The 16,891-nt window shown below is 38.2% G+C and carries 3 protein-coding genes; all 3 read left to right on the top strand.

Annotated elements, in window-relative coordinates; genetic code table 11:
* Positions 1-27: 27 nt before the first annotated feature.
* The 3 genes from H6G97_RS09730 to H6G97_RS09740 are packed head-to-tail and all read left to right on the top strand — an operon-like array spanning position 28 to position 16,885.
* On the top strand, positions 28-5,625 hold the full coding sequence (locus H6G97_RS09730; RefSeq protein WP_190940413.1) for a non-ribosomal peptide synthetase: 5,598 nt from the start codon (positions 28-30) through the stop codon (positions 5,623-5,625).
* Positions 5,626-5,675: 50 nt separating this feature from the next.
* A complete protein-coding gene (locus tag H6G97_RS09735) occupies positions 5,676-12,050 on the top strand; it encodes a non-ribosomal peptide synthetase (RefSeq protein ID WP_190940414.1) in 6,375 nt (2,124 codons plus the stop codon).
* Complete coding sequence (locus H6G97_RS09740; protein ID WP_190940415.1) at positions 12,047-16,885, top strand: non-ribosomal peptide synthetase; 4,839 nt, start codon at positions 12,047-12,049, stop codon at positions 16,883-16,885. The genes H6G97_RS09735 and H6G97_RS09740 overlap by 4 nt, the downstream gene beginning before the upstream one ends.
* Positions 16,886-16,891 lie beyond the last annotated feature (6 nt).

Below are 16,891 nucleotides of genomic sequence, written 5' to 3' on the forward strand. Positions count from 1 at the left end.
AATAAAAGGTGAAACTGTGTAAAAATTATGAAAAATATTGATGAATTCTATCCACTATCACCAATGCAGCAGGGCATACTCTTTCACACACTTTATGCACCCAAATCAGGAGTATATGTTGAGCAGTTAAGTTGTGATATCCAAGGGGATTTAAATATTGCTTTATTTCAACAAGCATGGCAAAAGTTAGTTGAAAAGCATTCAATATTGCGAACCTCCTTTATTTGGGAAGGAATTAAAGAAGCTGTGCAAGTAGTGCATAAACAAGTAAAACTACCTTGGCAGCAACAAGACTTATCTAAATTAGAATTGATTGAACAGCAAGAACACATTGAGACTTGTTTAGTAGCAGAAAGAGAAAAAGGTTTTGAAATTTCTCAAGCCCCACTGATGCGATTAAAGCTACTCCAATTAACTGAAAAACACTACAAATTTATTTGGACTCATCATCACTTACTCTTAGATGGCTGGTCTTCTTCCTTACTACTTCAAGAACTATTTACTTGCTATCAAGCATTAAACCAAGGTGAAGATATACAGTTACAAAAACCTCGCCCTTATCGAGACTATATTGCTTGGCTACAAAAGCAAAATTTATCAAGTGCAGAAATTTTTTGGAAAAAATATCTCAAAGGTTTTACTACAGTCACTTCTGTAGGGGTAGAGCAGAATCTTAGCAACCAGATTAGTGAAAATAAAAACTATAATACGCAGATATTGCGCTTATCAACTACAGAAACAACCTCGTTGCAGTCTTTAGCTCGGCAACAACAACTAACGCTCAATACAATATTGCAGGGAGCATGGGCGATTCTTTTAAGTCGCTATAGTGGTGAGAACGATATTGTTTTTGGGGGAGTTGTTTCTGGTCGTCCTACCAATTTAGCGGGTGTAGAATCAATGGTCGGAGTGTTTATTAACACTTTACCAGTAAGAGTAAGCATTAATCCAAAAGAATTTCTCATACCGTGGCTCAAGCAATTACAAAGACAACAAAATGAAGTGCGTCAATACGAATACACTCCATTAATAGAGATTCAAAAGTGGAGTAAAATTGCAACTGGGCAACCTTTATTTGAAAGTATATTTAATTTTCATAATTATCCACTAAACTCTTCGTTACAACAACCAATAGATAACCTTAAAATATCTAATATTGATAGTTTTATTCACCCTCACTATCCGCTTACTATTTCAGTACAAGTCGATTCAGAATTATCACTAAAAGTTTCCTGCGATCGCACTCGCTTTAACAATGATAAAATTGCTCGGATGTTGGGGCATTTGCAAACTTTACTATTAGGTATGGTGGCAAATCCTGAACAGTGTATTGGCGAATTACCATTACTAACAGCTACCGAGCGTTATCAGTTATTAGAAGAGTGGAATAATACACAAGTTGATTATCCGCAAGACCTATGTATTCATCAGCTAGTTGAGGCACAAGTCGAGAAAACCCCTGATGCTGTTGCTGTGGTATTTGAGAATCAGCAATTGACCTATCGGGAACTAAACGCCAAAGCAAATCAACTCGCCCACTATCTGCAAAAACTCGGAGTAGAAAAAGAGGTATTAGTAGGGATTTGTGTAGAGCGAAGCTTAGAAATGATCATCGCTCTTTTAGCGACTCTCAAAGCAGGCGGTGCATACATACCACTAGACCCTACATTACCTCAAGAGCGCTTGGCGTTCATGCTGGAAGATTCCCAAATCTCCGTCTTATTAACCCAGCAACACTTATTAACAACTCTTCCACTTCACCACGCCAAAGCTATTTGTTTAGATAGCAACTGGGAAAACATCACTGCATATCAGCAAAACCCAGTTGATATAAATACTGATGCAAGTAACCTAAGCTATATAATTTATACTTCTGGTTCTACAGGCAAACCCAAAGGTGTACAAATTACTCATCGCAGTGTAGTAAATTTCCTCATTGCAATGCAGCAGAAGTTGCCGTTAACAAATACAGACAACCTGCTATCAGTAACTACCCTGTCTTTTGATATTGCAGTTTTAGAAATCTTTCTTCCCTTAATAACAGGAGCTAAATTAATTTTAGCCAGTCGGGAAGTTGCAACAGATGGCATTCAGTTATTACAACAATTAAATAATTCTGCTGCAACTTTTATGCAAGCCACCCCAGCCACTTGGCGAATGTTATTAGATGCAGGCTGGGAAGGAAATGGACAACTTAAAATACTCTGTGGTGGTGAAGCATTACCCCAAAACTTAGCTTCACAGTTACGTCAAAGGGCGGCTAGTATCTGGAACTTATACGGCCCTACAGAAACAACCATTTGGTCTACCATTCATCAAGTAGATGAGCGTGAAGCTATAGTTCCTATTGGTCGTCCGATAGCTAATACTCAAATTTACATTTTAGACAAATATTTACAACCAGTACCCGTAGGTTTTCCTGGAGAACTTTATATTGGCGGCGCAGGTTTAGCGCGGGGTTATTTTAATCAACCGGAATTAACTAAAGAAAAATTCATTCATAACCCATTTAAGCTAGAAACATTACTCTACAAAACAGGTGATTTAGCTCGCTATCTACCTACTGGTGACATTGAATATTTAGGACGCATTGACTATCAAGTTAAACTCCGAGGTTTCCGCATTGAGTTAGGTGAAATTGAAACCCTGTTAGAACAGCATTCCGCAGTACATCAATGTGTAGTAATGGTACGGGAAGATGTACCAGTAAATCAGCGTTTAGTTGCTTATTTAGTTACTAAAAATGTCACTATTGACGAACTGCGTCAGTATTTACGGCAAAAGCTACCTGAATACATGATACCCAGTGCTTTTGTCTTCTTAATTTCTCTACCTTTAACTCCTAACAAGAAGGTAAACCGCCGCGCCTTACCCGCACCAGAAAATAATAGCTTGGAATTAGCAAGCACTTTTGTTGCGCCTCGTCATCCAGTCGAAGAAGTCTTAGTGGAAATTTGGACTCAAGTTTTAGGCGTTTCTCAAGTTAGTATTCACGACAACTTCTTTGAGCTAGGCGGACATTCGTTATTAGCAACTCAAGTTATTTCGCGTATTCGCAAAACTTTTGGGGTGGATATATCACTTCAACGTTTATTTGAATTCCCTACTATTGCAGAACTAGCTAAAAATATTCAACAAACCAGTCATCAGGGTGTTTCTGCAATTAAGCCCGTTCCGCGCGATGCCTGCGGCGGGCGTAGCCATCGCAATTTACCTTTATCTTTTGCCCAAGCTAGATTATGGTTACTAGAACAGCTAAATCCTGGTAGCGATATCTACAATATGCCCGCATTAGTTCGCCTTGTGGGTGAGTTAAATGTAGAGGCGTTAGAGCAAAGTATTAACGAAATTATTCGCCGTCATGAAGTTTTACGTACTACCTTTAGTTTAGTTGATGGGCAACCATTACAGATAATTACCCCCGATGTGCAGCTAAAAATACCTGTAGTTGACTTGCGGGAATTGCCGAAAGTTCAACAAGAAACAGAAATTGAGCATTTGAGTATTAAAGAATTCCAACTTGCCTTTGATTTTACCCAAGCACCATTACTCAGATGCACGCTTTTACAGCTAGGCGAACAAGAACACATATTACTATTCACTATCCACCATATCGTTTTTGATGGTTGGTCACAGGGTGTATTAATTAGGGAGATAGCAGCACTTTACGCCGCCTTTGCTGTTGGTGAACCTTCTCCTTTACCAACATTACCTATTCAATATGTAGACTTTGCAGTTTGGCAACGTCAACACTTGCAAGGACAAAGACGAGAAACTTTACTCAGTTACTGGAAGCAGCAATTAGCAAACTTATCTGTTTTGCAACTACCCACAACCCGTCCCCGTGCTGAAGTGAAAACTAACCGGGGTGCTAGTCATAGTTTTGTGATACCTGCCTCGGTTGTGCAAGAAGTGCGTAGTTTACCGTCGAAGACATCGCTTTCTCAGCAAGCAGGTGTAACCTTATTTATGACGCTGCTGGCGAGTTTTAAAATCTTACTGCAACGCTACAGCAACCAAGATGATATTGTTGTTGGTACAGATGTTGCTAACCGCAACCAAGCAGAAATTGAACAATTAATTGGATTCTTCGTTAACTTATTAGTCTTACGCACGGACTTAAGCGGAAATCCCACCTTCCTAGAGTTATTGCAACGTGTTCGCACACAAACATTAGCAGCTTATGCTCATCAAGATTTACCTTTTGACGAGTTAGTTAGAGAATTACAACCTGAGCGAAATTTAAGTAATACAGTTCCATTATTTCAGGTGTTATTTGTCCTGCAAAATACACCTACATCAGCCTTAGAATTACCAGAAATTACCTTAAATTTAATGGAATTAGAAGGCAGAAATGCTAGATTTGATTTAGCTTTGTTTTTGACAGATACTGAGCAAGGTATAGAAGGCAAATGGCAATATAACGCCGATTTATTTGCCCCAGATACTATTACTCAATTTACCAACCACTGGCAAACATTAATCAATAGCATTGTGACTCAACCGCAGAGCCGCATCAATACATTAGAAATGCTTACGGAAGCAGAGAAATCACAAAAAACTATGCAACAACAAGAACGTAAATCCACTAAAAGACAAAAATTTATGAGCATTGCTCCTAAAGCAGTGAGTGTGTCAGTAGAGCAATTAATTAAAATAGATTATCTGCAAGAAGGGCAAAAATTTCCGCTTGTGATTCAGCCTAATATTGCAGAAGTTGATTTAATATCTTTGACTGCAAATAATCGAGATTATCTGGAAACAGAATTATTCAAACATGGAGCTATTTTATTTAGAGGTTTTAATGTAAAATCAGTTTCAGAGTTTGAAAATTTTGCTCAAACAATTTGTCCAAAATTATTTGCTGAATATGGGGACTTACCCCGCACTGGAGAAGGTGGCAAAGTTTATGGTTCTACTCCTTACCCAGCAGATAAAGCTATACTTTTACACAATGAAAGCTCCCATTTACATTGTTTTCCCTTAAAGATTTGGTTTTACTGTGTTCAGCCTGCAACTGAAGGTGGAGAAACCCCAATTGTAGATTGTCGCAAAGCTTATCAATTGCTCAGTCCGCAATTGCGAGAAAAACTAGCTACAAAACAACTAATGTACGTCAGAAATTTCGCTGAAGGTTTAGATGTTAGTTGGCAAAACTTCTTTCAAACCACAGATAAAAATGAAGTGGAAAATTATTGTCGTCAAGCCGGAATTGAGTTTGTATGGTATGATCAGAATGGTTTAGTGACTCGACAAAATCGCCCAGCTTTAGCAGTACATCCTAAAACTGACGAACCTGTATTTTTTAACCAAATTCAATTACACCATATCTCATATCTAGATACAGACGTTAGAGAATCGCTGCTATCAATATTTGGTGAGTCAAAGTTACCCCGTAATGTTTACTTTGGTGATGGTACACCAATTACAGAAGACGAAATTGCCGAAATTGATGCAGTATATCAGCGATCGCACATTAGTTTCCCCTGGCAAAAAGGTGACATAATCATGCTAGATAATATGCTGGCTGCTCACGGCAGAAACCCCTTTGTTGGACAGCGTAAAATTGTTGTTGCAATGGGAGAAATGACTAATAGTAAAGATATTAATACTCCTAAAAATTAATCCTCTGTGTTTACTTCGCTCGCCTCTGCGTTAAACAATCTTAAATCAATATGCAAACTGAAACTATTAGCGGCTTTCGGCTCGCACCTCAACAAAAAAAACTGTGGAATTTACAACAAAATAGTTCTGCTTTCTGCTCGCAAGCGAGTATTTTGATTGAAGGCAATCTCCAACCAGAGATTCTGCAAAAGGCTATTGAGGATGTTGTCAATCGTCATGACATCCTGAGAACCAGTTTTTATTGCCTACCTGGAATTAAAACTCCAGTAATGGTAGTCGCAGATAAGAGTTCATTTAATTCGGAATATCTAGATTTAAGTGGTTTATTGCCGGAAGATATTTCTACGAAAACTCAAGAATTACTCTGGAAAGCGCGACAGGAATATCAAAATATCTCTCAAGTTTCTCCACTAAGTTTATATGTAATCAAGCTGTCAGATACTCAGCATATTTTAATTATTTCTCTACCCGCATTATGTGCTGATACTAGAACAATCAAAAATTTAGCTAATCAAATTAGTCAAGCTTACTCTCACTGCTGTCAAGGTAAGACATTAAGCGAGGAATATGTACAATATGTACAATTATCTGAATGGCAGAATCAATTACTTGAAGATGAAGATGCAGAGGAAGCTCAAGAATATTGGCAGCAGCAAAAAACTAGCTCTTTAGCAGTATTAAAATTACCTAATGAACGCCAAGTAAATAATCAGCAATTTGTAACTGATAGTGATCAATTAGTTATTAGCCAAGAATTATCTGATAAAATTCATTATTTTGCCCAAAAGTATGATAAAACAACTGATGTCATCTTACTAGCCTGTTGGCATATACTAATTTATCGACTAACAGGAGAGTCAGAAATTGTTATAGGTACAGCAAGCGATCGCCGTGAATATGAAGAGTTACATAATGTACTTGGTTTGTTAGCAACTTGGCTACCAATTAAAACTAAATTTACATCTAACTTAAACTTTATAGAAGTATTAGCAGCAGTAGGGCAAACATTAGAAAATGCTGCTGAATGGCAAGATTATTTTGTTCCTGAAGCTGTGGAGCAGGATAAATTAATAGCTTTTCCTATCGGCTTTGAATTTGAAAATATTTCTGAAACTAAATTTGATAATACCGAAGTAACATTCGCTTTACAGGAAATCTACAGCTTTATTGAACCTTTTAAAGTAAAACTCACTTGTTTACAAAGTAATGATAGTTTAGTTGCAAAGTTTTACTATGATATTAATTATTTTTCTAAACAAACAATTCAACAACTAGCAAAAATTTTTCAAGTATTATTAATAAATTTTATCAACAATCCACACGTACCTATTAGTAAATTAGGAATACTCAGCCCCAGCGAACGTCAACAACTGTTAGTTGAGTTTAACCAAACAAAGACTGATTACCAGCACGATAAATGTATTCATCAGTTATTTGAAGAACAGGTAGAAAAAGCGCCTGATGCTGTAGCAGTAGTGTTTGACAATGGAGAATTAACCTATGCTGAATTAAACCGCGAAGCTAATCAATTAGCTCACTACCTACAAAAGTTGGGAGTAAAACCAGAAGTAGTAGTGGGAATTTGTGTAGAGCGATCGCCAAAATTTATAATATCCTTATTGGCTGTTCTCAAAGCTGGCGGTGCCTACCTCCCACTCGATTCCAACCTTCCCCAAGAGGCCTTACAGTTTCGCTTACAAGATGCTCAAGCATCGGTTTTAATTAGGGAACAAAGAAATAGTGAAAGCTTTATCAATATCACAGAGGTAAACTTAAATACTGATTGGGCAATTATTTCTCAAGAAAGTACCGAAAACCTCATTAATCAGAATATTAAGCCGGAAAATCTAGTTTATATAATCTATACTTCCGGTTCTACTGGTAAACCTAAAGGCGTTGCAGTTGAGTATCAACAGCTGCTTAATTACTTGTACGGGATATTGCCGAAACTGCAACTTCCGGCTAATGCAAGTTATGCAAGCGTTTCCACCTTCGCCGCAGATTTAGGAAACACCGTCATTTTCCCTTGTCTGTGCAGTGGTGGATGTCTGCATATCTTATCTTGGGAACGCGCATCAGATCCGGCTGGGTTAGCTACTTATTTCCGCCGCCATCCTATCGACTGCGTGAAAATAGTTCCCTCTCATTTAGCAGCTTTGTTAAGTTCTGAGTGTTGGGAAATCTTACCTCATCAGTTACTCATTCTCGGCGGTGAGGCAGCTGATTGGAATTTGATTGAGAAAATACAAAAGAATGCGCCTCAGTGTCGAATTCTCAATCACTATGGCCCCACAGAAACAACTGTTGGTGTATTGACTTACTCAGTAGGAGAAAAAATTCCGGAAACTGCAACGGTTCCCATCGGTAAACCAATTGCGAACACCCAGATTTACGTATTAGATGCAAATCTGCAACCAGTTCCTTTAGGGGTAGCAGGAGAACTGTATATTGGCGGTAACTCCCTAGCGCGGGGATATTTAAACCAACCTGAGTTAACAGCGGAAAGATTTATTCATAATCCCTTCAGTAATAGTGAACAGCAATTTTACAAAACAGGCGATCGCGTCCGCTATCTGTCTGATGGTAATCTAGAATTTCTTGGTCGTCTCGACAATCAGGTGAAAATTAGAGGCTACCGCATTGAACTAGGCGAAATCTCCATAGCCTTGAGTCAACACCCAGCAGTTAGGGAAAGTGTAGTGATTGCGAGGGAAGACATATCAGGAGAAAAGCGCCTTGTCAGCTACATAGTCCCTACATCTCATTCAGTATCAGATCATGACTTCCGCAACTTCCTAAAAGCAAAGTTGCCGGAGTACATGATACCCACATCCTTTGTCATTCTCAAAGCATTACCTCTCACCGCTAACGGTAAATTAGACCGTAATGCTTTACCTGTACCAGAAGAAATAGTCAGTAGAGAAACAACCTTTATTGCTCCTCGTACCCCTGTAGAAGAAGTATTAGCAGGTATTTGGGCGCAATTGTTGGGTATACCACAGGTAAGTATTGATGATAATTTCTTTGACTTGGGTGGACACTCCCTACTTGCTACTCAAGTAGTTTCCCGCATCCGCACTACCTTTAGCGTAGAAATTCCTTTACTACAACTTTTTGAAACTGCAAATTTAGCAGCACTAGCGGCGCAGATCGAAATTGCAATACGGGGTCAACAACAGGAAATCACAACCATTACCCCCGTTCCTAAAAATCAAAATTTCCCCCTATCTTTTGCTCAACAAAGACTGTGGTTTTTTGACCAATTTGAACCGGGTAGTCCATCATATAATTTGCCTAGAGCAGTGCGGTTACAGGGAAAACTAAATATCAATGCACTTTCAGCTAGTCTTAACGAAATTATTAGACGACATGAAATTTTGCGAACCAGTTTTGTAATATCTGATGGGAAACCAATCCAGGTAATTTCTACCTCAATAAACTTGCCATTACCAGTAGTAGATTTACAAAATATTCCCCAAGAACAGCGAGTAGCAGAACTATCTCGCCTAACTAAAGAAGAAGCACAAACAGGATTTGACCTCACTCAAGCACCATTATTACGAGTGCAACTGCTGCAATTAGATGCAGAAGATCATATAATTTTACTCACGTTGCATCATATTGTTTCTGATGGTTGGTCAACAGAGATATTAATTCGAGAAGTAGCTACACTATATACAGATTTGAGTTATGGTAGGCCTTCTTCTTTGCCACAATTATCTATACAATATGCAGACTTTGCTGTTTGGCAAAGACAATGGTTAGAAGGAGAAGCATTAAAGAATCAACTTGCTTATTGGCAGCAGCAACTATCTGGTGAATTACCAATATTGCAACTACCTACTGACCGTCCTCGTCCCATAGTCCAAACCTACGCTGGAAACACCCTATCATTTGTCCTGCCAAAAAGCTTAAGTGACGAATTAAAAAATCTTTCAAAACAAGAAAGTGCCACTTTATTTATGACACTGTTAGCAGCGTTTAAAACCTTACTATATCGCTACACAAATCAAAGCGATATTTTAATTGGTTCGCCTATTGCTAACAGAAACAGAGCAGAAATTGAAAATTTAATTGGCTTCTTTGTTAATACTTTGGTATTACGAAGTAACCTATCTGGTAATCCTACTTTTCGTGATTTGCTCAAACAAGTGCGAGAAGTTGCACTAGAGGCTTATGCTCATCAAGATTTGCCATTTGAAAAGTTGGTAGAAGAAATCCAACCAGAACGCAATTTAAGCCATAATCCTCTTTTCCAGGTAATGTTTGTGCTGCAAAATGCACCAATGAGACAATTAGAATTGCCTGGATTAATGGTAGAACCTCTAGAAAATAAAGGCACAACAGCTAAGTTTGACCTAAGTTTAGTTATAGAAGATGTAGAGCAGGGATTAATTGTTAATTTTGAATACAATATAGATTTATTTGATGAAATAACAATTTCACGTTTAGCTGCAAACTTTGAAGTTTTGCTAACAGGAATTGTTACTAATCCTCAGCAGCATCTTTGGGAGTTGCCTTTATTAACCGCTACTGAAACACAGCAGTTATTAGAGTGGAGTCAGGGTGAAATTAGTTTACAACCGGAATTATGTTTGCATCAAATATTTGAAGCACAGGTAGAGAAAAACCCTGATGCTATAGCAGTAGTATTTGAAAATGAATATTTAACCTATAAAGAACTTAATCAAAGAGCCAATCAACTCGCTCATTACTTGCAAAAACAGGGAGTAAAAAAAGAGGTATTAGTGGGGATTTGTGTAGAGCGATCGCTCTACATGGTCATTAGCATCATAGCAATACTCAAAGCAGGCGGTGCATACATCCCCCTAGACCCAGCCTATCCACAAGAACGCTTAGGCTACACGTTGGCAGATGCCCAAATTTCGGTACTATTAACCCAAAAACATCTATTAGAAATATTACCTGCACACAACACCCAAACTATCTGTCTAGACCAAGACGAGAACTTATTCATTACCCAAAGCACCGCTAACCCCATTAGTCAATCCACACCAGATAACTTAGCGTATGTAATTTACACCTCCGGTTCTACAGGTCAACCCAAAGGTGTATTAATCGACCATAGTAATGTTGTCCGTTTGTTTACGGTGGTGCAACCTTGGTACAACTTCCATCAACAGGATGTTTGGACACTGTTCCACTCTTATGCTTTTGATTTCTCAGTTTGGGAAATTTGGGGTGCTTTACTCTATGGTGGAAAACTTGTTGTTGTACCTTACTGGATGAGCAGAACTCCTGAAGCATTTTATGAATTATTGTCCAAAGAGCAAGTAACAGTTTTAAATCAAACGCCCTCAGCTTTTCGCCAACTTATTCAAGTAGAACAATCAGTTAGTGAACTTCCTTTTTTAAACCTGCGTTTAATCATCTTTGGTGGTGAAGCTCTAGACATCCAAAGTTTGCAGCCTTGGTTTGCTCGTCATGGAGATGAATCACCCCAATTGGTGAATATGTACGGGATTACAGAAACCACCGTCCATGTTACCTATCGACCGCTAACTAAAGCTGATTTGCACACAACAGCTAGTGTGATTGGTAGACCAATTCCTGATTTACAAGTTTATCTATTAGATAAAAATCAGCAATTAGTACCCATTGGTGTTCCTGGTGAAATGTATATTGGTGGTGCTGGTTTAGCTCGTGGTTATCTCAATCGCCCTGATATCACCCAAGAACGGTTTATTGTTCATCCTTTGAGCAAGCAAGGCAAACTTTATAAGTCTGGTGATTTAGCCCGTTATTTACCTAATGGTGACATTGAATACCTGGGACGCATTGACCATCAGGTGAAAATTCGCGGCTTCCGCATCGAATTGGGTGAGATTGAATCAGTATTAAATAAATATCCCGACGTACAAGCAAATGTAGTGATAGCGCGGGAGGATAAACCAGGTGATCAACGCTTGGTAGCTTATTTAGTTAGCAAATCACAGCAAGACATTAATACTTTTAAACTTCGCAGCTTTTTAGAAGAAAAACTTCCTAGTTATATGCTACCAACGGCGTTTGTTATCTTAGATAAACTGCCTTTAACCTCCAATGGTAAAGTAGACCGTAAAGCTTTACCTACACCAGATACAACAACTAAAATGTCAGCAAGCTTTGTCCCGCCCCGTACACCGACAGAACAGATAATAGCTGATATTTGGGCTGAGGTTTTAGGACAAGAACAAATAGGTATTTACGACAGCTTCTTTGAGTTGGGAGGACATTCACTTTTGGCTACACAAGTTATTTCTCGATTGCGTGAGGCGTTCAAAATCGATTTACCTTTACGTAGCTTGTTTGAAAATCCGATAGTGATAAATCTAGTGGAGCGAATAGAGGAAATTTTGACAGTACAAAAGTTGCAGGCTGTGCCTATGCAAATGGTGGACGACAGAGAGGAAATAGAACTATGAAAACGATTGAGGAATTTTTGTCTTACCTTTGCAGCCTGGATATAAAATTATGGGTTGAAAATGACCGCCTGCGTTGTAGTGCGCCTAAAGAAGCCCTCACACCAGATATTAAAGGGGAATTAGCAGCACGCAAAACGGAAATTTTAACTTTTATCAGCCAAGCAAATCAAGCTTTACAATCCATCTCAAAATCTATTCAACCTGTCCCTCGTCAGGGAAATATACCTTTGTCTTTTGCCCAGCAGCGACTTTGGTTTTTTAGCCAAATAGAACCAAATAGTAATGCTTATAACATACCTGTAGCAATCAGACTCATAGGTAAATTGAATGTAGCTGCATTGTCCAAAAGCATCAATGAAATTATCAGAAGGCACGAAATATTAAGAACTAAATTTAATGTAGTAGATGGAGAAGCAATACAAGTAATTCATAACGGAGAAAACTTTACTTTTACAGTTATAGATTTGCAGGCGCTTCCAGAAGATAAAAAACAACAAGAAGTGCAAAATCTAGCTGTATTAGAAGCACAAAAACCCTTTGATATAGTACAAGATTGCTTAATTAGAACCACGTTAATCCAACTATCAGAAACAGACCATGTAATCTTGTTGACCATGCACCATATAGTTTCTGATGGTTGGTCTACAGGGATATTCATTAAAGAAATCACAGCACTTTACACAGCCTTTTCTCAAGGTCAGTTTTCCCCACTTCCCGAACTACCAATTCAATATGCAGACTTCGCTATTTGGCAAAGAAAATGGCTGCAAGGCGAGGTGATAAAAACCCAACTCAATTACTGGAAACAGCAATTGGGCGGTAATTTACCTATTTTAGAATTACCAAGCGATCGCCCTCGACCCGCAATTCAATCTCATAACGGTGCAACACAGCCTTTCCAATTATCCAAATCCCTGACTGAGAAACTCAAATCCCTATCACAACGGGAGGGAGTTACCTTATTTATGACCTTGCTGGCAGCATTCAAAGTGTTGCTATATCGCTACACACAGCAGGAAGACATTATAGTGGGTACTCCCATTGCTAACCGAAATCGAGCAGAAATTGAAGGGTTAATTGGCTTTTTTGTAAATACTTTAGTACTACGTACAAATTTTAGCAATAATACCTCCTTTAGAAAACTGTTGCAGCAGGTACGTGAAGTTACTTTAGGGGCTTATGCTCATCAAGACTTACCCTTTGAACGGTTAGTAGAAGAACTACAGCCAGGACGGGATTTAAGCCATAGTCCCTTGTTTCAGGTGATGTTCGTTCTTCAGAATGCAGCACCAGAATTCATCCAGTTGCCAGAATTAACGCTACAACCATTAACAGCAGAAAAAAAGACTGCAAAATTTGATATAACTCTGTCACTTTCTGAGACTGAGGCAGGGGTACAAGGAGATTTAGAATACAATACAGATATATTTGATGCTGCCAGAATTACCCGAATGCTGGGTCATTTTCAGATATTGTTAGAGGGAGTTGTTGCTAATCCCCAGCAAAACCTTTCGGAATTACCATTATTAACAACAAATGAGCAACATAAACTATTACTAGAATGGAATAATACTAAAATTGATTATCCTCAAGACCAGTGCATTCATCAAATATTTGAAGCACAGGTAGAAAAAACCCCTGATGCTGTAGCAGTGGTATTTGAGAATCAGCAATTAACCTATCATGAACTAAACATTAGAGCCAATCAACTCGCTCATTACTTGCAAAAACAGGGAGTAAAACCAGAGGTATTAGTAGGGATTTGTGTAGAGCGATCGCTCGAAATGGTAATCGGTATCTTGGCAATTCTTAAAGCAGGCGGTGCATACGTCCCCTTAGATCCAGCCTATCCGAAAGAACGGTTAGGTTATATGTTGGCAGATGCCCAAGTTGCAGTGCTGTTAACCCAAAAACATCTATTAGAAACATTACCCGCACACAACGCTCAGACTGTATATCTAGACTCTGACGAACATTTACTCCTCACCCAAAGCACAGCTAACCCCATCAGTAATGCGACATCACAAAACTTAGCGTATGTAATTTACACCTCCGGTTCCACAGGTCAACCCAAAGGTGTGTTAATCGACCATAGCGATGTTGTGCGTTTGTTTGCGGCGGTGCAACCTTGGTACAACTTCCATCAACAGGATGTTTGGACACTGTTCCACTCTTATGCTTTTGATTTCTCAGTTTGGGAAATTTGGGGTGCTTTACTCTATGGTGGAAAACTTGTTGTTGTACCTTACTGGGTCAGCAGAACTCCTGAAGCATTTTATGAATTATTGTCCAAAGAGCAAGTAACAGTTTTAAATCAAACGCCCTCAGCTTTTCGCCAACTCATTCAAGTAGAACAATCAACAGGTGAACTTAAGGATTTAAACCTGCGCTTAGTCATTTTTGGTGGTGAAGCTCTAGACATCCAAAGTTTGCAGCCTTGGTTTGCTCGTCATGGAGATGAATCACCCCAATTGGTGAATATGTACGGGATTACAGAAACCACCGTCCATGTTACCTATCGACCGCTAACTAAAGCTGATTTGCACACAACAGCTAGTGTGATTGGTAGACCAATTCCTGATTTACAAGTTTATCTATTAGATAAAAATCAGCAATTAGTACCCATTGGTGTTCCTGGTGAAATGTATATTGGTGGTGCTGGTTTAGCTCGTGGTTATCTCAATCGCCCTGATATCACCCAAGAACGGTTTATTGTTCATCCTTTGAGCAAGCAAGGCAAACTTTATAAGTCTGGTGATTTAGCCCGTTATTTACCTAATGGTGATATTGAGTATCTGGGGCGTATTGACCATCAAGTTAAAATTCGAGGTTTCCGCATTGAAATTGGGGAAATTAAGGCAGCAATTCATCAACATCCTGAAATCAGAGAAACTATAGTTATAGTCAGAGAAGACATACGAGATGATAAACGCCTTGTGGCTTATATCGTTCCTCAATCAACAAATATTTCTGTTTTGGAACTGCGTAACTTCTTAAAAGCTAAATTAGTAGATTACATGATACCAAGTGCCTTTGTTGTGTTAGAGAAATTTCCTCTGACGCCCAATGACAAAATTGACCGTCGTGCCTTACCTGCACCTGACATAATTCAGCATTCAGAAGAAAATACTTATCTAACTTTGACCCCAATTCAAGAATTGCTCACTGGTATTTGGGCAGAAATTTTAGGTATCAAACAATTGGGGATTCATGACAACTTCTTTGAATTAGGTGCTCACTCTCTGTTAGTAACTCGTGTTATTTCTCAAATTCGTAACGCCTTCAAAGTTGAATTGCCTCTACGTTGTGTATTTGAATCACCAACAGTGGCAGAATTAGCCAAAGAAATTGAAAAAGTAAAACAGGCAGAGTTACACCTGAACTTACCAACGATTGAACGTGCTTCTAGATTAGAGAAAATACCTCTCTCATTTTCTCAACAAAGATTGTGGTATCTAGACCAATTGCAACCTAATAGTACTGCTTTCAACATCTTTGCTGCTGTGCGTATTGTTGGTTTACTAAATATCTCAGCCTTAGAACAAAGTTTTAATGAAATTGTTCGCCGTCATGAAATTCTACGTACCAACTTTACTGTAGTTGATGGAGAACCAATTCAAGTTATTGCTCCATTTTTAACTTTAAAAATCAATATAGTGGATCTCAGCGAATTACCGGATGTTGAACGGGAGTATACAGCCAATGAATTAGCTCAACAAGAAGCGGTAAAGCCTTTTTCTTTAGATAAAGAGCCGTTGGTAAGAGTTACTCTTATAACTTTAACTAAAGTAGATTATATACTGCTGCTTACTATGCACCATATTATCTCTGATGGTTGGTCTACAGGAGTTTTAATTAAAGAATTAATAGGATTGTATAAAGCATTCTGTCTGGGTAAACCTTCTCCACTTCCAGAGCTATCAATTCAATATGCAGACTTTGCAATTTGGCAACGTCAATGCTTCAGGGTAGAGGTATTAAAAAACCAATTAAGTTATTGGAAGCAGCAATTAAAAAACTTACCAATTCTCAAATTACCCACAGATTATCCTCGGTCTGATATTGCTATGTATCGGGGATCAAAAAAAGCTTTAACACTCAATTCAAAATTAATTGAAAATATCAAAAGTATTAATCTGCAAGAAGGCACTACTCTTTTTATGACCCTATTAGCAGCTTTTAAAGCTGTACTACATTACTATGGCGGTCAAGAAGATATTGTAGTTGGTACTGATGTTGCCAATAGAAATATATCTGAAACTGAAGGTTTAATCGGATTTTTTGTTAACCAATTAGTTCTACGTACTTCTGTTGATGGGAATCCAACATTCTCAGAATTATTACAACGAATAAGAGAAGTTACCTTAGGCGCATGGGAGCATCAAGATTTACCTTTTGATGTTTTAGTAAATGCTCTCAATCCAGAACGTAATCTAAATTTGTCCCCACTATTTCAAGTAAAATTTGTTTTTGATAATACTCAAACGCAAACATTAAAGCTGCCTGATTTAACAATCAGTTCAATAGAAATACCTAAAAAATCAACTCAGCTTGACTTAATTTTGAGGTTAACAGAAACGCCGCAAGGTATTATTGCTAATTTAGAATACAATATAGATATATTTACATCTGCAACTATTACTCAAATGCTGAGTTTTTGGGAAATAGTTTTAATTCAAGTTGTGAATAATTCAACTATTAGATTACAAGAATTAGTAGATGCGATCGCAGCAGTAGATGAAGAGCAAAGAAATCTTGCTAAAGTTAAGCATAAACAAGATATTCAACAAAAAATTAAAACCATCAAACGTAAAACTCTTAATCATAAGTCATAGATAGAA

The organism is Nostoc flagelliforme FACHB-838 (genome assembly GCF_014698065.1).
Lineage (GTDB): Bacteria > Cyanobacteriota > Cyanobacteriia > Cyanobacteriales > Nostocaceae > Nostoc > Nostoc flagelliforme_B.